General features: G+C 38.5%; 21 protein-coding genes. 8 read left to right on the plus strand and 13 right to left on the minus strand.

From position 1 onward, the window contains the following. Nucleotides 1-38: 38 nt before the first annotated feature. Both DI076_RS01890 and DI076_RS01895 read left to right on the plus strand, forming a co-directional pair. Nucleotides 39-1,064 carry a DUF1574 domain-containing protein gene (locus DI076_RS01890; RefSeq protein WP_108958330.1) on the plus strand — a complete coding sequence of 342 codons (1,026 nt, stop codon included), beginning with the start codon at nt 39-41 and terminating at the stop codon, nt 1,062-1,064. A 22-nt stretch (nt 1,065-1,086) separates the two neighbouring features. Then, nucleotides 1,087-1,578 (plus strand): HPP family protein, encoded by a 492-nt coding sequence (locus DI076_RS01895; RefSeq protein WP_217349935.1) that lies wholly within the window; start codon nt 1,087-1,089, stop codon nt 1,576-1,578. Between the two features lies 1 nt (nt 1,579). Here the strand turns inward: DI076_RS01895 and fsa are convergent, their stop codons facing one another. From fsa to purN, 5 genes are read right to left on the minus strand one after another with little or no spacing between them, the layout of a single operon-like run. Beyond that, entirely contained in the window at nt 1,580-2,224 is a 645-nt protein-coding gene (gene fsa, locus DI076_RS01900; protein WP_015675796.1) for a fructose-6-phosphate aldolase, read from the minus strand. A 51-nt stretch (nt 2,225-2,275) separates the two neighbouring features. Then, the gene (locus DI076_RS01905; protein ID WP_108958417.1) at nt 2,276-2,947 is read right to left on the minus strand and encodes a hypothetical protein; all 672 of its coding nucleotides are present in this window, start codon (nt 2,945-2,947) and stop codon (nt 2,276-2,278) included. Nucleotides 2,948-2,990: 43 nt separating this feature from the next. Then, on the minus strand, nt 2,991-3,704 hold the full coding sequence (locus DI076_RS01910) for a hypothetical protein (protein ID WP_108958332.1): 714 nt from the start codon (nt 3,702-3,704) through the stop codon (nt 2,991-2,993). Continuing rightward, nucleotides 3,704-5,245 carry a bifunctional phosphoribosylaminoimidazolecarboxamide formyltransferase/IMP cyclohydrolase gene (gene purH / locus DI076_RS01915; RefSeq protein ID WP_108958333.1) on the minus strand — a complete coding sequence of 514 codons (1,542 nt, stop codon included), beginning with the start codon at nt 5,243-5,245 and terminating at the stop codon, nt 3,704-3,706. The genes DI076_RS01910 and purH overlap by 1 nt, the downstream gene beginning before the upstream one ends. Further along, nucleotides 5,242-5,856 carry a phosphoribosylglycinamide formyltransferase gene (gene purN / locus DI076_RS01920; RefSeq protein ID WP_108958334.1) on the minus strand — a complete coding sequence of 205 codons (615 nt, stop codon included), beginning with the start codon at nt 5,854-5,856 and terminating at the stop codon, nt 5,242-5,244. Before purN ends, purH begins: the two co-directional genes overlap by 4 nt. A gap of 77 nt (nt 5,857-5,933) precedes the next feature. Here purN and fliS point away from each other — a divergent pair, with 77 nt between their 5' ends. Genes fliS through DI076_RS01935 form a run of 3 tightly spaced genes read left to right on the plus strand, consistent with a single transcriptional unit; the run spans nt 5,934 to nt 7,341 of the window. Next, on the plus strand, nt 5,934-6,380 hold the full coding sequence (gene fliS / locus DI076_RS01925; RefSeq protein WP_108958335.1) for a flagellar export chaperone FliS: 447 nt from the start codon (nt 5,934-5,936) through the stop codon (nt 6,378-6,380). A gap of 20 nt (nt 6,381-6,400) precedes the next feature. Then, on the plus strand, nt 6,401-6,808 hold the full coding sequence (locus DI076_RS01930) for a flagellar protein FlgN (protein ID WP_108958336.1): 408 nt from the start codon (nt 6,401-6,403) through the stop codon (nt 6,806-6,808). Next, on the plus strand, nt 6,787-7,341 hold the full coding sequence (locus DI076_RS01935; protein ID WP_108958337.1) for a DnaJ domain-containing protein: 555 nt from the start codon (nt 6,787-6,789) through the stop codon (nt 7,339-7,341). Before DI076_RS01930 ends, DI076_RS01935 begins: the two co-directional genes overlap by 22 nt. 107 nt (nt 7,342-7,448) lie before the next feature. Here DI076_RS01935 and DI076_RS01940 read toward each other — a convergent pair whose 3' ends face one another. From DI076_RS01940 to DI076_RS01965, 6 genes are all read right to left on the minus strand, one after another. After that, a complete protein-coding gene (locus DI076_RS01940) occupies nt 7,449-8,750 on the minus strand; it encodes a TRAP transporter large permease (protein WP_108958338.1) in 1,302 nt (433 codons plus the stop codon). After that, nucleotides 8,750-9,445 (minus strand): TRAP transporter small permease, encoded by a 696-nt coding sequence (locus DI076_RS01945; protein WP_108958339.1) that lies wholly within the window; start codon nt 9,443-9,445, stop codon nt 8,750-8,752. The genes DI076_RS01940 and DI076_RS01945 overlap by 1 nt, the downstream gene beginning before the upstream one ends. Before the next feature lie 21 nt (nt 9,446-9,466). Then, nucleotides 9,467-10,474: a TRAP transporter substrate-binding protein DctP gene (gene dctP, locus DI076_RS01950; RefSeq protein ID WP_108958340.1), complete on the minus strand. Its 1,008-nt coding sequence runs from the start codon at nt 10,472-10,474 to the stop codon at nt 9,467-9,469. A gap of 20 nt (nt 10,475-10,494) precedes the next feature. Then, on the minus strand, nt 10,495-11,397 hold the full coding sequence (locus tag DI076_RS01955; RefSeq protein WP_108958418.1) for a TRAP transporter TatT component family protein: 903 nt from the start codon (nt 11,395-11,397) through the stop codon (nt 10,495-10,497). 167 nt (nt 11,398-11,564) lie between these two features. Continuing rightward, a complete protein-coding gene (locus tag DI076_RS01960) occupies nt 11,565-12,044 on the minus strand; it encodes an LIC11661 family lipoprotein (protein ID WP_108958341.1) in 480 nt (159 codons plus the stop codon). Then, a complete protein-coding gene (locus DI076_RS01965; protein ID WP_108958342.1) occupies nt 12,041-12,661 on the minus strand; it encodes a DedA family protein in 621 nt (206 codons plus the stop codon). The genes DI076_RS01960 and DI076_RS01965 overlap by 4 nt, the downstream gene beginning before the upstream one ends. Before the next feature lie 49 nt (nt 12,662-12,710). Here DI076_RS01965 and DI076_RS01970 point away from each other — a divergent pair, with 49 nt between their 5' ends. Further along, nucleotides 12,711-13,880 (plus strand): deoxyguanosinetriphosphate triphosphohydrolase, encoded by a 1,170-nt coding sequence (locus tag DI076_RS01970; RefSeq protein ID WP_108958343.1) that lies wholly within the window; start codon nt 12,711-12,713, stop codon nt 13,878-13,880. A gap of 51 nt (nt 13,881-13,931) precedes the next feature. Continuing rightward, entirely contained in the window at nt 13,932-14,540 is a 609-nt protein-coding gene (locus DI076_RS01975; protein ID WP_108958344.1) for a glutathione S-transferase family protein, read from the plus strand. A gap of 20 nt (nt 14,541-14,560) precedes the next feature. Here the strand turns inward: DI076_RS01975 and DI076_RS01980 are convergent, their stop codons facing one another. Both DI076_RS01980 and argC read right to left on the minus strand, forming a co-directional pair. After that, entirely contained in the window at nt 14,561-15,154 is a 594-nt protein-coding gene (locus DI076_RS01980; protein WP_108958345.1) for a nucleoside phosphorylase-I family protein, read from the minus strand. Beyond that, entirely contained in the window at nt 15,141-16,163 is a 1,023-nt protein-coding gene (argC, locus tag DI076_RS01985; RefSeq protein ID WP_108958346.1) for an N-acetyl-gamma-glutamyl-phosphate reductase, read from the minus strand. Before argC ends, DI076_RS01980 begins: the two co-directional genes overlap by 14 nt. A 112-nt stretch (nt 16,164-16,275) precedes the next feature. On the opposite strand from argC, the gene DI076_RS01990 reads away from it, so the two are divergent. Next, nucleotides 16,276-17,871 carry a sensor histidine kinase gene (locus tag DI076_RS01990; protein WP_108958347.1) on the plus strand — a complete coding sequence of 532 codons (1,596 nt, stop codon included), beginning with the start codon at nt 16,276-16,278 and terminating at the stop codon, nt 17,869-17,871. Nucleotides 17,872-17,879: the final 8 nt, after the last annotated feature.

Here is a 17,879-nt window from a genome sequence, read left to right on the forward strand (position 1 = left end):
TCGACTCATAAAATGGTGAGGTTAGGGGATTTGTTTTTTTGAAATCAAAACCATTTTTATTTTACCCAGTTGTTCTCTTTTTATTTATCTTTGTCATAGATAAAATTTTTTTATTACCCATCTTTCATGGTGAATTTTTGCAAGCTGGGAATTCGGTTTTTTACTTTCAGAGAAAGGTTTTAAAAGATCGTCTGCTGAAAGATCCAGATTTGAAGGAAAAAAAACTGACTTTGGTCTTTGGTGACTCTCGTTCCTATCCTTTTTCAGAAATTGGAATCCCTGAACCCTATAAAAAAAATTGGACACTTTATAATTTCAGTAGCCCACAAGGGATTCCAATGAATTCCTACATCCAGTTCCAGGAAATTTTGGAATCTGGTGTCACTCCTGATTTTGTCATTCTTTCCTTAAGTCCAGAAGCCTTTGATGATTCCAAAGGATTTATTCTATCACCTTTTTTACGAATGGGATGTGATTCTAATTGTATTGGTACTGTTTGGGAAGATGTTCCATTCAAAGAAAAATGGGATTACTTATTAGATCGTATATTCGTCATCCGAAGTATTGAGTTCAATTTATCGCTTTTTACTTCCAGACTCAAACAAGGAAAATTAAAAGAATACAAATCTTCACACAACAAAGAATTCCAACTCATCAATTATACAAAGGGTGAATATTTGATGTATGGTGTACAATCCAATCCTATTGAAAAAATTAAAAATGATACAATCCGAATTGGGAATTTGTACATGAGATCCTATAACATTGGATCATCCCAATTTCCTTATGTGGAAAAAATCCTAAAAATCACGAAAGAGAAAAAAATCAGAACCTTGGTATTGTGGCCAAAAGTTTTTCCTGAATATTATTCTTACTACGAAAAATTTCATATAAAAGAAGTTTGGTGGGATAAAGTAGAAACATTGGCAAAACAATATGATGCAAAAACACTCAATTGGAATGCACCTAATACTTGTGATTTATTCAATGATGCATCCCACCAATCTGCATTTTGTTTTGTTGACCAAATGAAAGAAATTTGGATAAATTACGCTGAAAAGTAGATTTAAAAATATTCCTTACAAAATTAAGGCACCACTTCTCGCAAAACGGAATAAATTATCCTATCGATTTGCGATATGGAGTTTTATAAGTAGTACGATTTCCATTTGGTCAATTTTAATTATCACCAATCTCTCTGGTCATACACTTCTCATAGGATCCTTTGGGGCCACATCGGTATTGTTATTTGCAGTTCCTGATGCTCCTTTATCACAACCTAGAAATTTGATTGGTGGCCATTTATTGTCAGCTATGATTGCTGTGATACTCGTGTATCTGTTTGGAACTAATTTTTTCACAATTGGTTTATCTGTTGGGTTATCGATTCTTGTGATGTATCTAACTCATACCTTACACCCACCAGGAGGGGCAACAGCGCTGATTGGTGTGATAGGAGGAGTGGGAATTGATTTTATTTTTTTTCCAGTAATGGTTGGGGTGATGATTCTATTGGTTAATGCACTTGTTGTGAACAATTTAGTGCACCACCGGAAGTATCCGGTGGTTTGGTTTTAGATTACCAATTTAGTTTTTTTGAGTCTTCCACAAATTTAGCAAGTCCACTATCAGTCAGTGGGTGTTTGAATAACATTTCAAATACAGAGTATGGTAAAGTTACACAGTCAGCTCCACGTAACGCAACTTCTTTGAAATGGATCGGATGGCGAACAGATGCAGCAAGGATTTGTGTTTCGATTCCGTAATTATCATAAATTTCACGGATCTCAGAAATAAGATCGAGTCCATCATAACCAACATCATCCAATCGGCCAACAAATGGTGAAATAAAACTTGCTCCTGCTTTTGCTGCAAGTAACGCTTGGTTTGCTGTAAAACATAGCGTAACGTTAGTTTGGATTCCTTTTTCTGCAAACGCATTGACTGCCTTGATCCCTTCTGGGATTAAAGGTACTTTTACGACTACGTTTTCCGCAATTTTAGAAAGTTCTAAACCTTCTTTGATCATAGTAGGTGCGTCAGTCGCAAGAACTTCTGCACTCACAGGTCCTTTTACAAAACTACAGATTTCTTTGATGACTTCTGTGAATTTGCGGCCTGATTTTGCGATAATGGATGGGTTAGTGGTGATACCGTCTAGTAAACCTAATTCATGGACTTTTTTGATTTCGTCAATGTTGGCGGTGTCTAAAAATAAATTCATTTTGCCTCGTCTGCTTGGCTTTTGTTACCAAGCCTCAGAGGGACAGGGTAACTACGGGATTAAATCCCGCAAGGTTTTTGTTTCTTGAACGCTGAAGAAATCCGCGTAATCTTTTGCGATGATGTCTCGGATATTGGCAGAAAAGTAATCAATGCGGCGAGTGTAAGGGAGTTTTTTGTAACCTTCACGCCAAACGACAGCAAATCCACCTCTTGGAGGGTTTTCCCGACGTTCCACAAGTTCCCAGATGGCTGCTCCAGAAACTTTGTCATCTCCTATGGATTCCTTTCTTGGTTTTCCATATTTCTTTTCTAGTTTCTCTTTGATTTTGTCAGTAGGCACCAAATTGAAAGTCACCCCAACAGAAAATAGAATTCCGTTTTCCCGAAACTCAGTTTGGCCATCGATGGTTGGGTCCGCTTCCGGTTGTCCTTCCCGTTTGGGGCGGACTTCTTTTAGTAGTTCTGGAGTTTTATAAAAACGATAGAGGTAAAGTATCCCGTTCCGTCGAATGAGCAAACTGACATCTTTTTTTTCATTTAAGATTTCAATTTTCTCTTTGGATTCTGGGTTAGTCGCCATAGAAAGGAATTTTTCGCGGATGGATTCGAAGGTCATCCCCCATGAGGCTTCCGCAAATCCATCCAAAGTATTTGGTATTTCTGTCTGTGAAAATAGATAACCAGGAAAACAAAATAGGAGGACTAGCAGATATTTCTTCATAACATTTCTATCGGCCATTCTCCCAAAAAAGAGAACTGGTTTCTTACTTAAATTCTTCCGAGAAAGGATCATCGCCGAGCCCATACGAGTCTGTTTCGTTGGCAAAAGGATTTTCGTCCAAATCATCTGCGTCCGTTCCATTCTTTTCATCGGAGTCTTCGAAGGAATCGGTGTTTCCCCAATCAGATTCCCCTTCGTAGGAAGGTGTGGGCTCAAAACTGACCCCAAAAATTGGTTCCTGATTCCAAAGGAAAACGAGGACAGGTATTTGTAAAAAGAAGAGGAGGAGGTAGAATAAAAAATACAAATCCCGGTCGAGACCGTAATGTACGGCTCCACTCGACAAATTACCAAGGGCAAATCCAGACAAAACGGGTTTGGATAGTCCTAAGATGGATCGTTCTTGGTAGGCTACTTTGATCATGGGGTAAGAAAAAAATAAGGCCAAAAAGAAAATCGGCATGTGGAAGATATGTTCAAAAACCCCTGGCCCTTTTTCTCCGAGTAACGACCCAAGTAGGGACCAAAGCCATACAAAAAGGGCACTCCCAAAAAAAACCAAACTCCCGTACAGAATGTTCCCGTTTGATTCTAACAGATCGAGGAAAATGCGAATTACATCCCCTCGAATGTCTGTTAGTTCCTCTCTTCGGTAATTGGACTTCGCTGAAAAAAATAGAATTTTTACGTAATAGGATATTACAGAAGTCAGCAGTCCAAAACAAAGAAGAAAGAGTAGGAAAAGGAAAAATTCCATTAGTGACGGAAATGCCTCATTCCCGTGAAGACCATAATGAGTCCATGTTCGTCTGCAGCTTGGATTACTTCTTCATCCCGAATAGAACCACCTGGTTGGATAATTGCTTTCGCACCTACTTTTGCAATGGCATCAATCCCATCACGGAATGGAAAAAATGCATCACTTCCTACGTAGGATCCTACAACGGATAGTCCTACCTTCTGGGCTTTCATCGCGCCAAGTTCAACAGAATCCACGCGAGACATTTGGCCTGCACCAATTCCAAGCGTTGAATTTTGGTCCGTGTACACGATGGCATTGGATTTGATAAACTTTACACAATTCCATGCAAACATCAATCCTTCAAGATCGTCTTCCGTTGGTTGTTTTTTCGAAACGATTTTTAATTTGTCTTTGGTGATGAGATCATAATCTCTGTTTTGGATGAGAAGGCCATGGTGGAGGGATCGTAAATCCAATTCATCAAGTGCTTCATCAAACTTAGCAATTGGGATCAAACGAATGTTAGGTTTTTTTGAGAAAATTTCTAATGCGTCATTGGAAAAACTTTCAGCAATCACTCCTTCCACAAAGTTCTTTGTGATTTCCTCTGCAGCCTCTTTTTCCACTCGTCCATGGATTCCAATGATTCCACCAAATGCTGAAATGGGATCCGTTTTTCTTGCGAGTTCAAACGATTCCAAAACAGTTTCTCCGAATGCAATTCCACAAGGATTTAAGTGTTTTACAATGGAAACTGCATTTTTCGGAAGTAAACTTGCCACGTGAAAAGCTGCATCAAAATCCAACATATTGTTAAAGGAAAGTTCTTTTCCTTGTAATGCTTCAAATTGTGATTTAAGGAACAAAGGTTCGTAAAACGCAGCATCTTGGTGTGGGTTTTCACCATAACGAAGTTTTTGTTTTTTATTAAATGCAAAAGTGATTTTGTCGGGGTATTTTATACCTAAACGTTTGTTAAAGTATGTTGAGATTGCTGAGTCATAAGATGCTGTTTCTGAAAACACCTTTGCCGCATAACCAAAGGCAGTTTCTCTTGAAATTTTTCCCGAGTTAGTCGTAAATTCCTTTTGGAAAGATTCATAATCTTTTGGATCTATTAAAACGACAACATTTTTGTGGTTTTTCGCCGCCGAACGTAACATAGATGGTCCACCGATATCAATGTTCTCGATCGCGTCTTCGAGAGTCACATCAGGTTTCATCACAGTCTTCACAAATGGGTATAAATTGACAATCACGAGAGTAATTGGAACAATTCCATTGGCATCCATTTGTTTTACGTGATCGGGATTGGTTGTATCACCAAGTAATCCGCCGTGGATTTTAGGGTGAAGGGTTTTCACTCGGCCATGTAAGATTTCTGGAAAACCAGTAAATTCATCTACCTTTTTGACAGGTACGCCGGCCTTTGACAAAGCATCATACGTTCCACCAGTGGATAAAATTTCCACTCCGTTTTTCGCAAGGAAGGAACAGATTTCGGTGATTCCTGTTTTATCGGAAACAGAAACAAGTGCTCTTTTAATTTGGATCATTTTAGGATTTCTACCTTTCGTTCTTTGATTTTTAATTTATCTTCACAAAACAGTTGTATAGCGAGGGGAAGGGCTTTGTGTTCTTCCTTAAGGATTGCCAATGATAATTCTTTTTCAGTCCATTCAGGACGAATGGCAATCGCTTTTTGTAAAATGATGGGGCCTGTATCCACTCCTTCCCAAACAAAATGGACAGTACAACCTGCAATTTTGACACCGTAATCCAATGCTTGTTTTTGGGAATCGAGCCCAGGGAAGGCTGGTAGGAGGCTTGGGTGGACATTGATGATTTGGTTAGGAAAACGCCCCACAAAGTCAGGTTTTAGGATTCTCATATACCCACAGGCAACAATTAGGTCAGGGGAATAAGATTCCACTTGGTGGAGTAAGTCTCTGTGGTAGTCTAATTTAGACGTGTAAGTATGGTATGGGATCACTTTGGTGGAAATCCCGAATTTTTTAGCGATCGTAAGGGCTTTTGCTTCTGGATTGTCGGAAACCAAAGCCTGGATGTCTAATTTCAGCTTGTTTTTACGGATAAATTCTACCGAAGCCGAAAAATTTGACCCTCTGCCTGAAGCCAAAAAAACAACACGTTTTGTTTTTCCCATGTGATAATCTAAGAATATTCAGATGGATCATTAAGCAAGTATCCTTTTTGGTCGATGGGAATACACAGGAGAAAAAAATGTCGCTTGCGAGAAAAACCGGTGCCTCAGCTTACAATGAATACAAAGCCAACGAGATCTCTACCGTTAGCCAAATCAAATTGATTGTCATGTTATTTGATGGGGCCATTCGTTTCCTTGGTGTTGCAAAGGACAATATGACTCCAAGAAAGTATGATGTCGTAAACAACAACATTATCAAAACCCAAGACATCATCACAGAATTACTTTTGTCACTCAATATGGAAGAGGGGAAAGAAGTAGCAAATAACCTTTTGTCTTTGTACATTTATCTCAAAAAAAGATTACTCGAAGCGAATATGCGTAAGGACAAAGCGATCATTGACGAATGCATAAAAATCTTAGGAGAATTAAAAGTTTCCTGGGAAGAGTTGGAGAAAAAGGAACCACAATCTCCACAACAAAATTTAGGCCAAAGAACAACTGGAATCTCAATTACTGGTTAAATTTTCTTTTTTCAAAACTTATGAAGCAAATATCTTACAAACACTTACTGCAAAAAAAAATCCAACTCCTTAATTCCCTGATCACGAATCTAAAACGAGAAGAAGAATTATTATCCTACAGAGATGCAGATACAGCAGTTAAGATTGAGTTTAAAAATGAAACTCTTGTTCGTAAATTGGAAGAGTTGGATGCAGAAATTTCGGAACACCAAGAATTAGATGTTCATACAGAAGAGGAAATTGCCCTTTCCGAAACCGTTTTTTCTAAATTAGATGAAGCACGAAGCCTTCAACAAAAAGTCCAAGAATTGCTTGTTTTCGAAATGAATGAAAGTAAAAAAGAATATTGGGAGTTCAGTATCAAACGAAGGTTAAAATCTCATTTGGTATTTTCCTCTGGTCTTTCATGGACAAAAAATTACTGTTAAATGATTCGTTACATTTTTTAGGATTAAGTTCTGGATTTACCGAGTCTGATTTAAAAGATTCTTATCACAAACTAGCAAAAAAATACCACCCTGATAGCGGTGAATTTACAAGTGATGTGATGTTTGTGGAGCTAAACAAACATTACGAAAACTTAAAAGAATTCCTACTCATCCACCCTGAAGAAACGAATGCAGAAACTAACATAAACAGTGAAGTCTCCCATCCTAAAAACACAAATCAAAGTACAAAAGAAACTTTGGAAAATAAACCCTCCAAAGATCCTATTTTCCAAGAATATAAATTAGCCAAAGAAAAGGAAACGGAAGTTATCCTTCGTTATTATGAAAAACGAAACCTACATCCCATTGAACTTTCAACTGCGTTAAATAAAGAACTAGTACAATTACAGAAAGAATTGGAACCAGTTTTGCAGGTGTATGCCAACATTCTAAAACAACATCCCTCAAGTTTATGGGCTAATGATGCCAAAAATTCCTTAGATCGGCTTCGTGTTTGGTGGTCAAAAGAATAAAAAAGCCGAAGTTTTACCTACGGCTTTTTCATTTCCATCTTACGATTCCCGTTTCAATTGCTTAAGAAACAAAAGAATCGGGAAGGTAAACCTTGTGATGAAATGTCTTATGGACTAGGTGTAGTTGCTTCTCCACCAAGAAGTCCAAGAGAAATTTCTGGGATCCAACTGATAAGGATGAGTCCAATGAGAAACATTCCTACAATTGGAGCAACAGATTGGATTACTTTTCCTAACGGTTGTTTGAAGATCCCTGATGCCACAAATAAATTCACACCAACTGGAGGAGTTAAATAACCGATTTCCAAATTGACAATCATAATGATACCAAAGTGAACTGGGTTGATTCCATAATTGACTGCCATTGGAGCAAGTAGTGGTGCAAGTACTAGAATCGCACTCATGATATCCATGAACATACCCACAATGAGGAGTAAAATGTTCACACCAATGAGAAAGGTGACAGGACTTGAAATGAGTTCTGACATTTTTGCCACTAGGTTCTGCGGGATTTCATTTTCGATCATGAACTTATTCAAACTCACCGCAAGGATTAGGATGAGAAATAAGATCCCGAGCATCTCAGCACTTTCTGCCATGATTTTCGGAATTTTCGGAAAACTTAATTCTTTGTGAATGAACACTTCTACAAGGATTGCATAAAATACGGCAATGGCTGCGGATTCAGTCGCTGTGAAAAATCCAGAATAAATTCCACCAAGGATCACAACTGGCATCATTAGAGCAAGAATCCCTTCTTTCCAAGCGATTCGAATTTCTGCCCAGTCCCATTTCCCACGACCAACATTGCCTGCACGGAAGACGGAATAAATCATGAGTAAACTCATGAGTAAAATTCCAGGGCCAATCCCTGCTATGAAAAGATCCGTCACTGATACTCCCACCATGATGGCATAAACAATCATCGGAATACTAGGTGGAATGATGATACCGAGTGTCCCTCCAGAGGCAAGTAATCCCATGGAAAACTGAGTTGGGTAACCTGCTTTGGTAAGAGATGGATACATGAGTCCACCAATCGCAATGAGGGTCACTGGGGACGATCCAGAAATCGCAGCAAAAATCCCACAGGAGAAAACACCTGCGATGGCAAGCCCTGCTGGAATGGGTGCTGTCATTGCTTGTGCAATTCGGATGAGTCGTCTGGCAATACTACCGTGAGTCATTAAATTTCCCGCAATGATGAAAAGTGGAATCGCAAGAAGGATTTCCTTATCACCTGCAAAAAATAAATCCCCAATGATACTATTGAGTTCATGAAAAGACTCAAGAGGCGGATCTGGTAAAAAGTAATAACAGTACACAGTGATCGCACCCATGAGTACAATCAATGGTTGCCTGAGTAATATTAAGGCAAGTAAGAGTATGAGTATTCCCCAAGAACCCATTAACGTTTCCCTCCTGAATTTGATTCGGAAAGTTCTTTTTCCGCAAGTTCCAAAGCCTCAGTGGCTTCATTGATGTCGGAAGGGATAAGTGAAGGAAAAATTCCATAACACAAATGTCTAAATCCCATAGAAAGGAAAATGTAAGGAAAAATCAATTGGACTTTCCATAAATGGATTTCTGTCACTGGATTGACTTCATCTAAACTGATACTTTCTAAAACATAAATGACTGATAAGTAAGCTAAGAATAAAAAGAAAATCGAAATCACCCATTGTTCGATGATTTTTACATAATGCAATACGGCTTTTGGTAATGCCTTGTCTGCAATTTCTGGGCGTAAGTGTGAGCCTTTGGCACTTGCCAATGCAGATCCGAACAAACCACCCCATAACATAAAATAAAGGGATAATTTTTGTGCCCAAATGATTCCACCAAGGCCCATCCACTCTAAGAAGCTGGAAGTTCCACTGTGAATGGATTCTGCAATGTAAATACTCCAATCACCAATGAGTCCTGCGACACCGGTATTTGGGTATGCTTCTGTGGCTTCTAATGTCCAACCTAACACTTTATCGATGACTTCCCTTTTGGAAACGTCAGCAATCATGAGAAGAGTGAGCAGAAGGAAACAAATTCCCCCTGCCCATTTCTCGCCGAAACTCAAAGTATTTAGAATTCGTTCGACGAATTTCATTTATCTATATCCTACCTTACTCTAACCACCACAAGCTGCTTTCGCTTTTTGGATTTTATCGTAAATTTGTTTCGATTGACCACCAATTTTTCCGACAACTTGTCCTGCGACTGCATTTCCAGCTGCTTTGAAACTTGCTAGTTCTGCACTAGAAGGTTCATAAACTTGTACGTCTGCTTTTTTCAAAGTAGCAATCATGTTCTTTTCGATGGATCGAACAGCTTGTCTTGCACCTGGAGCGAGTTTGTTTCCTTCACCCATCAGTGTCTTTTTTTGTTCGTCGTTGAGTGTATCCCAATACTTTTTTGAGTATAGAATCGCTGCAGGTTGGTAAATATGGCGAGTCAATGTAAAATACTTAATCGCTGTTTGCCATTCTGCTGCAAGAGTGAATAGAGGAGTGTTGTCGAATCCTTCTACCACACCAGTTTGTAACGATGGTAAAACTTCTGGGATTGCAATGGGAATTCCACTCACACCTAATTGTTTCCAATATGCAATGTGAACAGGAGATTCCTGGATTCTGATTTTGATCCCTTTTAGGTCTTCCGGTTTTTTCACGAGAGTGGATTTTGTTCCAATGGACCTGTATCCATTTTCTGCCCAAGTGACAAAAATAAGTCCTTTTGATTCAAAAAGTTTTCTAAAATCTTCTAACAGATGTTCGTCGAGAACGCAATCCGCTTGCGCATAAGAATTAAAGAGGTATGGAATTTCGAGTACGTTTAATTCTTTGACTGTGTTTGCAAGAGCTCCAGCTGTTAAACCTGCCCCTTGCAGTTTTCCACGAATCACTTGTTGGAGGATTTCATTTTCTCCACCCATTTGCCCACCAGGATAAATTTTAAATTTAATTTGTCCTTGAGATTCACTTTCGATTTTCTTTTTGATTTTAGCTAATTCGTTGGCCCAAGGTGATCCTTCGGGTGCAACTGTCGCTAGTTTAACGGTTGTTTGGGCAAAAAGACCCCCACTGATTGTGAGGGCCATAGTTACACAAACTAAATATTTTAACTGCTTTAAAAACATCTAGTTCTCCTAGTGATCGATTATAATTCGTCGAGTAATTTTTTAGCTTTTCGTTGTTCAACGATTTGATCAGGTTCAATTTCTGGTAAAGAAGCTGCTTTCCCTTTGATCACGTAATCTAATTGTTTTTTGAATTTCTCTTCGTTACCCTTTAAACGGCTTTCTGCGTAAAGCACGCGAACTGCAAAGTAATTAGGGTGTTTTGCAATCGCTTCTTCAAAGTATTTATCAGCTAATTTTTTATCACCTGTTGGTGAGAGAGCGTTACTTGCTGCATCATATCTGAGTGTTGCAGAATAAAAATATTCTTTACCCATTGCTTTTTCAATTTCTTTAACTCGGTTTACCATAGCAGTAAATTTAGATCGGTTGTTGAGAAGGGTAGTGAAACCAACCAACCTTGACCATTTTCCGAGAGATGCATATCTCCAATAGAGAGCATCAATGTCTTCTGGTCCAAGTACATCAAGAGACTTTTCGATTTCTAAACCTTCTTTTACTACTTTGTCTCTGAATTTTGGATTCATGGCAAGTGCTGCTTCACACCAAGTCACGGCAGCATCATAAAATGCGATTGATTCTTCTTTTACCTTTGCATCTTCATCTGCATCGCCAGTTAGTTTTAGCCATAAATGGCCATCACCCATCAAATAATTACCACGGCACAATAATACTTTTACATCCGCATATTGTGGGTTCTCAGTTGCAAATTTCTCTAAACTAACAAGTGCTTGTCTAAGGTCTTGTTCGTTATGACGGTTCTTCCAAAGTTTTTCTATGTCAGCTGGAAGTTTTGCTGGTGTGGTTGCTCGAGTCACATCCGAAGCCGTTATTTTCAATTGTCTTGATTTTCCGCATGCAACGACTGAAGCGAGTACCAGAGTTGCGAGCGCGATTTTTGACCAATGTTTCGTTTGGTTCATTTTTTCATCATCCTCCAAAAATGTTTGGGATTTCTCCCTTTCTATTTGTATCACGAACGGGACAATTTGGGGCAAAAATTTAGAAAAATTCTAAAAAAAGCACAAAGAAATCCCATGATTCCGGAAAAAAATACACGCATTTGACTTAAATGCAAGAAAGTTTTATTTTATGGGACAATAAGCGCGTTAGATGGGAGAGAAACTCGGTAGGAACTTGTGCTATTTTGTAGGTTTACGGCAAGTCCAAGAGTTCTCATCGAAATATACGATCCAGGGGATAATGTGGCAAAAATGCGGCAAGAAACCCCTGCTGTATTTGCCTTGGTGGTCGGATCGACCTCAAAGGTGTATTCAATCGGTTGGACAATCGTTGCTTGGGCTAAAATGCAGTCGGTTCCCAGGTTTGTATCGGTTGGATTTTGGGCTAAACTTTCTGTCGCAGCTTGGTACAACCGATACCCTTGGAAGATGAACTCGGGGTTTTGGGCTCTCACTTTGATGGTAAAGTTGGAATTCCCATTATTTGTAATGGAAATGAGAGTGGGTGGTGCTTGGACAGAAGCAGTTGTGGAATAATTGGTGCAATTCCAGACCCAAACTAAGGTTAGAATCAGGGAAAAAGCAAACATCGCCTGTTTTAGGTTCATTTGTCTCCTTTTCCCTCTTGGCGTTTCCTCCGCCACCAGTAGAAAAATAGAATGCCAATGAGGATTGCAACCAATGCTAAAATGATGGTTTGGCCCCCGCGAACCCAACTCATGAGTTCATCAAAATTATGAGCAAAATAATACCCGAGGTAAACCCAAATCGGTACAGAGATGAGTGCAGCAAATCCATCCGTTAAGAGGAATAAGAAAAAACTAATTTGTTTGGAGGTTCCAGCGGTAAAAAATATAGGCATTCTAAGTCCAGGCATAAACCTTCCCACAAATACAACCCAACGACCATATTTTTTAAATTGTTCTCTGACTTTATCAAATCGTTCTGGATGGAGGACTGTCCTTAAAACAGGTAGGGTCAGAGCCCTTTCTCCATAATGGCTTCCCAACCAAAAAACAAAACTATCACCTATGAGAACCCCAGCCATACCCACAAAAAACATAATATGAACATTGGCATAACCAAGCCCCGATATCACACCACCCGCCGTAAGTGAAATGTCTTCTGGAACTGGAAGACCGAATCCGCAAAGGATGAGAATTCCAAAAACGGCAAAATAACCGTATTGCATAAAAATCGTAACTAGGGTTTGTAGAAAGTCCATGAGGGATTTATACTGATTTTATGGTTTCGCCGAAAAAGGAAAGAGATTTATGAAGAAAGGGAGAAATGAACTCCTTCTTGAAGAAGAAAAAATCCTTGCACCCTATGCCGTGAAAAGTCGTCATTCCGGCACTCGCGCGTATGTGGAACCGGAACATCCGTATCGATTGCCTTTCCAAAGAGATAAGGATCGGATCATCCATTCACATGCGTTCAAACGCTTAGAATACAAAACACAAGTCTTTGTATACTCAGAGGGAGATCATTTTCGAAATCGATTGACTCATACCTTAGAAGTAGCAGGGATTTCAAAAACGATTTCCAAGGTCCTCGGGCTCAATGAAGATTTAAGTGAGTCCATCGCACTTGCCCATGACTTGGGTCATTCTCCTTTTGGGCATGCAGGCCAAGATGCTCTCGCAGAACTCATGAAAGAAAAAGGTGGTTTTGAACATAATAAACAATCACTTAGGGTCGTACAAAAGTTGGAGAGGAGGTATCCTGAATTTCCAGGTCTCAATTTATGCGAAGAAACTTTACTAGGCATTATGAAACATGGTGGTGGGTACGAACCAACTAACTTACTTGTGGTGAGGCGGGAAAAAGGTCCCTCTTTAGAAGCAATGATTGTCGATTCTTCAGATGAAATTACCTATTCTGCACATGACTTAGAAGATGGATTAGAAAGTGGTTTATTACAATTGGAAGAAGTGAAAACACTTTCCATTTGGAAACGAATCCAAGACAGTCTGCCTAAAACTGAAAAAAAATCCGGGTCTGAAATCCATTCCATATCTAGGTCGATTGGGCGAGTTTTACTGAATCTAATGGTTTCTGATTTGATTGAAACCATTCACCAAACATTGATTCAATATGATGTAAATACGAGAGAATCCATTTCTGAATTATACTCAAAAAAAATCAAAATCGTACAATTTTCAGAAGAGTTTCAAAAAGAATTCGTCGAACTCAAACATTTTTTATTCCAAAATTTGTATAGGCATTCTGAAGTTTCTAGGATGAGTGAAAGGGGTAAGGAAATCATTTATTTACTTTTTAAACATTTTGAATCACATCCTGATTCCATCCCTGAATCCTACCGAAACAGAGAAGCGGAAGATGGCAGGATGAGAATTATCTGCGATTATATCGCTGGTATGACAGATCGTTATGCTATTGAAAAATTAAAACGAGAAGGGATCTTTTGGTTTCCTTATTGAAAATATTTTTTTCTAGCGTAAAACATTTAAAACGAAACCATTGAGGTAGATATGTATAGTCTGTATTCCCATCCGAATTCCACTTATAGCAAACGAGTTCATATTTATATGAAGTATCGAAAATTGGAATATGAAACCATCCACGTGGCTCTTGACAAATTGGAAAATCGGAAAAAACCATTTCTCCAAATCAATCCTTATGGAAAGGTTCCTGTTTTAAAAGATGGTGAGTTTTTACTTTCTGAATCCTCGGCTATTATACGTTACTTAGAAGAGAAACATCAGTTTTCGAATCCACTTTTCCCTCTTGGTTTACATAAAAGAGCCCTGCTAAACCAGATGGTAAACCAATGTGAATCCGAATATTGTTTTCCAAATAGCGTTGTTTACTTCTCTAAAAAATTTGTCCCGGAAGAAAAATGGGAACCAAAACGGATGAAGGATTCTTCCAAACGGATTGGAAGGCATTTGGAGATCATTGATTCCATCCTTTCCAAAGACCAATATTTGTTTTCGAATGAATTTGGACTTTTGGAAATCCTTTATGCTCCTTTTATTGAACACAACCAAATGATGGATACAAATACTCCTGATTCGGTAGAAAATTGGATCAAACGAGTGATGGAAGAACCAGCTGTGAAAGCGATACTTGGTATGTAACCTGTGTTATTTGGGGCTCATTAAGCAGAAAGGAAGTAACCTTGTAATTTGTTTGAGAGATCTCGCCATTGATTGGCCCATTCGGTAGAACCTTTGGGGCCTACTGTGTTTGTCACAGCTAAGTAGGCGGTGACAGGGATTTTGAATTCGTTTGCTACTTTTGTAAGTCCAAACAACTCTAGGTTTTCAAACGAAAGTGTTTTCCAATTTTCCTCAGGTGGAGAATCCATTGTATGGAGTGTGATACAGGTGGGGGCATTACAAATGCCACTGGCAAACATGGGATCTCGTAGGAGAGGAAAGGTTTCTGGTGTGTTCGGAAGTTGTTTGGCAAAACCTAAACTTGCTCCGAGTTCCCACGAACAAACAGAGTTTGGAGAAACAATTGTATTTGGTTTGGTTTCAGACCACGGGTAAACACCACAGGATCCTAAGAACACAATCTTTCGAATCTGTGGGTTTAGGTTTAAGTAAGCAAACAATTGGACAGCCTGTTCTAAATTTCCAATTCCCATCACCTTTACATTTGGAAATTGGGGATGGTTTTTTAATAGATTTACCTCTCCCTCAAAGGCTCCAGTAACAAGTGTTTGTTCTGGATTAAATGGTAACAAGGCCCAAGGTTTCCGAATAACCAAACATTAAATTCAGGTTTTGTAATGCTTGTCCTGCAGCTCCTTTGACTAAATTATCAAGTGCCGTTACAAGTACTAACGTATTCCCTTTTGTGGTGAATCCAATGTCTAAGAAGTTTGTGTTTTGCACCTTTCTGATTTCAATTTCTTCTGGAGTTTCGTAAAAACGAATGAAGGTTTCTTTTTCTGCTACCGATTGGATTTTTTCTTTTACTTCTTTGGGATCAACTGGGTTTTCGAATGTGATATAAATTGTTGCCAATATTCCTCGGTAAACAGGGAGTAGGTGAGGAGTGAAATGGATTTTTTTAGGATCTGATCCAACAAAAGAATATTCTTCCATTTCTGGTTCATGTTGGTGGCTTAATACTTTATAGGCTCTGAAATTTTCATAAACATGAGTGTATGCATATTTAATTTCTTCAGTCCTTCCTCCAGCACCACTCACACCAGACTTTGCGTCAACAATGACAGGACCTTGGATTTTTTTTCTAAGATTTCCTAAAATCGCAATGGGAAGTATGGCTGAAGTAGCGAAACAACCTGGGTTGGAAATAAAGTTGGCATTTTTAATTTTCTCACGGAATAATTCGGGAAGTCCAAATACAACCTTGTCCATCCATTCAAACTTTGTGTGTTTGAATTTGTATGCTGATTCAAATTGGTTTTGGTCGTGGAGTCGAAATGTTCCCGATAAGTCGATAACCTTCTTTCCTTGCATTAAAAACTCAGGTGCCTTTTCTAAAGAAACTTCATTGGGAGTTGCAAGGACAATATGAGCATCCTCAGGAATGGTTGCCTCATGTTTTTGGAACCTTAAGTCAGGTAAGTGGGAAAGGTCTGGAAACACCTCACGGATGTGTTTCCCATCCACTTGGTTGGAAGTAATATGAACGACTTGGAAATGTGGGTGGTGAGCTAGTAATCCAACCAACTCTTTGCCTGTAAGCCCACCTGCACCTATGATTGCAATTTTTGTTTGTTTCATATATGGGAACCTAATCCAAGATTTTAGGACAATCCTCATGTGTCAAACGGCTCTGCAAGAGAAATGCTTGATTTTATTTAATCAATCTTTCCAATGATCAGACCAAAAACTTATGGTCACCTCATCCAACTTACTTGCGCAGTTTGCGAGCCAAATGAAGTCAAAGAGTCTTTTGATTTTGATTTCAATACGAATGGTGATCGCCTGGCTTGGTGTGTTTGCCTCCTTTTTGAATTTTGGAAAACCTCCATTTCCAATCACAATCGCATTTACATTTTATTTTTTTAGCAGTTCCTATCTAGGGAAAAAATTCATACAAAAAGATTTGTCCAATAAAATTTCCAATTCACTTGTAATGTTCTTTTTGCTTGTGGATTACTTAGTTTTGCTTTTAGGTTTTTATGTTTCGATATCAATGCATCCTCAGGGTTTAAAGGCATTACCCATCCAAAACTCAATATTTTTTACATTGTTTTTCATCTACCAACTCTACATCGCTTTTTTTTTACACAGAACCTTTTCTGCCGTGATGGGTGGAGTTGTGATAGTAGGTTACCTTGGGGGAATGTACATAGCAAATTTAGGAGGAGCTGAAATTGATTTTGGTTACCAACTCACTCCACAAGGACCCAATCGAATCATTTTCCTTTTAGAGATACTCAAAGTTGTTTTACTTCTTGCGAAAACAATATGTATTGTAAAACTCGTTTCCTTTTTGTTAGATATATTAGAAAATAATAACCAAAGATTATCAGAAGAATTAAACGAAAGAGAAACCAGTTTGATACAGAATGATAGGCTTGTCACTCTTGGGTCTCTTGCATCTAATGTTGCTCACGAAATCAAAAATCCACTTGCTGGGATCAAATCTATGGTTTCTTATTTGTTGAGCGAAGAACAAAATTATCTAACAAACAAAGATCCTCTATGGTATGAAAAGGAAAAACAAATTCGTTGGAAATACCGAACAAAAAAAGAAAAAAGGGAGGAATTGGATTTAATCCTCGAACTCTTTGCTTTTCTGGAACGCCATGATCGATTTTATTTTGCAGATCGTTGTATTGAACTTGGTATTGATTACAAAAGTTTTGAAGGGATTTCTGTAGATGACAAATCCACATGGGATTTTATCTTTTTATGGTTAAAATATAAAACGATGGAAAATGCGAGTTTACTGATTTCAAACGCAATTGATCGGACGGAAAAAGTAATCTCAACTTTCCAACAATTTTCAAAACCATTTGCAGACAAAGAAAAATCAATTGTTAGAATTGGGAGTGGAATTCGTGACATTCTCATTTTATACAACCAGTATTGGGAAATCAACCGGTCACTTGTCACAGAAATTGATGACCAACTTTCTACGTACGTAAATGAAACATCGCTAAAATTAGTTTGGTCCCATTTGATTTTTAATGCCATTCAAGCCACAGAACCAAAAACGGGGGAAATTAAAGTGAAAGTATCCTCTGATAATTCGGAAAGGATTGAAATCAAAATCATCGATAATGGGATCGGAATTCCAATCGACTTACAAAAACATATCTTCCAACCATTTTTTACAACCAAGGAGAAGGGGGAAGGCATTGGACTTGGTTTATATATTTGTAAAACAATTATTACGGAACAAAATGGAACCATATCATTTGTGTCCCATCCAGGGAAAACGGAATTCATTGTGAACTTACCAATCTTCAAATCGAATTAAATACCTAA

This window comes from Leptospira ellinghausenii (genome assembly GCF_003114815.1).
Classification (GTDB): domain Bacteria; phylum Spirochaetota; class Leptospiria; order Leptospirales; family Leptospiraceae; genus Leptospira_A; species Leptospira_A ellinghausenii.

Bases quoted from the DNA above. Each gene is read 5' to 3' on its own strand.
- fsa (WP_015675796.1), bottom strand. From the start codon at position 2,224: ATGAATTTATTTTTAGACACCGCCAACATTGACGAAATCAAAAAAGTC.
- DI076_RS01905 (WP_108958417.1), bottom strand. From the start codon at position 2,947: ATGAAGAAATATCTGCTAGTCCTCCTATTTTGTTTTCCTGGTTATCTA.
- DI076_RS01910 (WP_108958332.1), bottom strand. From the start codon at position 3,704: ATGGAATTTTTCCTTTTCCTACTCTTTCTTCTTTGTTTTGGACTGCTG.
- purH (WP_108958333.1), bottom strand. From the start codon at position 5,245: ATGATCCAAATTAAAAGAGCACTTGTTTCTGTTTCCGATAAAACAGGA.
- purN (WP_108958334.1), bottom strand. From the start codon at position 5,856: ATGGGAAAAACAAAACGTGTTGTTTTTTTGGCTTCAGGCAGAGGGTCA.
- fliS (WP_108958335.1), top strand. From the start codon at position 5,934: ATGTCGCTTGCGAGAAAAACCGGTGCCTCAGCTTACAATGAATACAAA.
- DI076_RS01930 (WP_108958336.1), top strand. From the start codon at position 6,401: ATGAAGCAAATATCTTACAAACACTTACTGCAAAAAAAAATCCAACTC.
- DI076_RS01935 (WP_108958337.1), top strand. From the start codon at position 6,787: ATGGACAAAAAATTACTGTTAAATGATTCGTTACATTTTTTAGGATTA.
- DI076_RS01940 (WP_108958338.1), bottom strand. From the start codon at position 8,750: ATGGGTTCTTGGGGAATACTCATACTCTTACTTGCCTTAATATTACTC.
- DI076_RS01945 (WP_108958339.1), bottom strand. From the start codon at position 9,445: ATGAAATTCGTCGAACGAATTCTAAATACTTTGAGTTTCGGCGAGAAA.
- dctP (WP_108958340.1), bottom strand. From the start codon at position 10,474: ATGTTTTTAAAGCAGTTAAAATATTTAGTTTGTGTAACTATGGCCCTC.
- DI076_RS01955 (WP_108958418.1), bottom strand. From the start codon at position 11,397: ATGAACCAAACGAAACATTGGTCAAAAATCGCGCTCGCAACTCTGGTA.
- DI076_RS01960 (WP_108958341.1), bottom strand. From the start codon at position 12,044: ATGAACCTAAAACAGGCGATGTTTGCTTTTTCCCTGATTCTAACCTTA.
- DI076_RS01965 (WP_108958342.1), bottom strand. From the start codon at position 12,661: ATGGACTTTCTACAAACCCTAGTTACGATTTTTATGCAATACGGTTAT.
- DI076_RS01970 (WP_108958343.1), top strand. From the start codon at position 12,711: ATGAAGAAAGGGAGAAATGAACTCCTTCTTGAAGAAGAAAAAATCCTT.
- DI076_RS01975 (WP_108958344.1), top strand. From the start codon at position 13,932: ATGTATAGTCTGTATTCCCATCCGAATTCCACTTATAGCAAACGAGTT.
- argC (WP_108958346.1), bottom strand. From the start codon at position 16,163: ATGAAACAAACAAAAATTGCAATCATAGGTGCAGGTGGGCTTACAGGC.
- DI076_RS01990 (WP_108958347.1), top strand. From the start codon at position 16,276: ATGGTCACCTCATCCAACTTACTTGCGCAGTTTGCGAGCCAAATGAAG.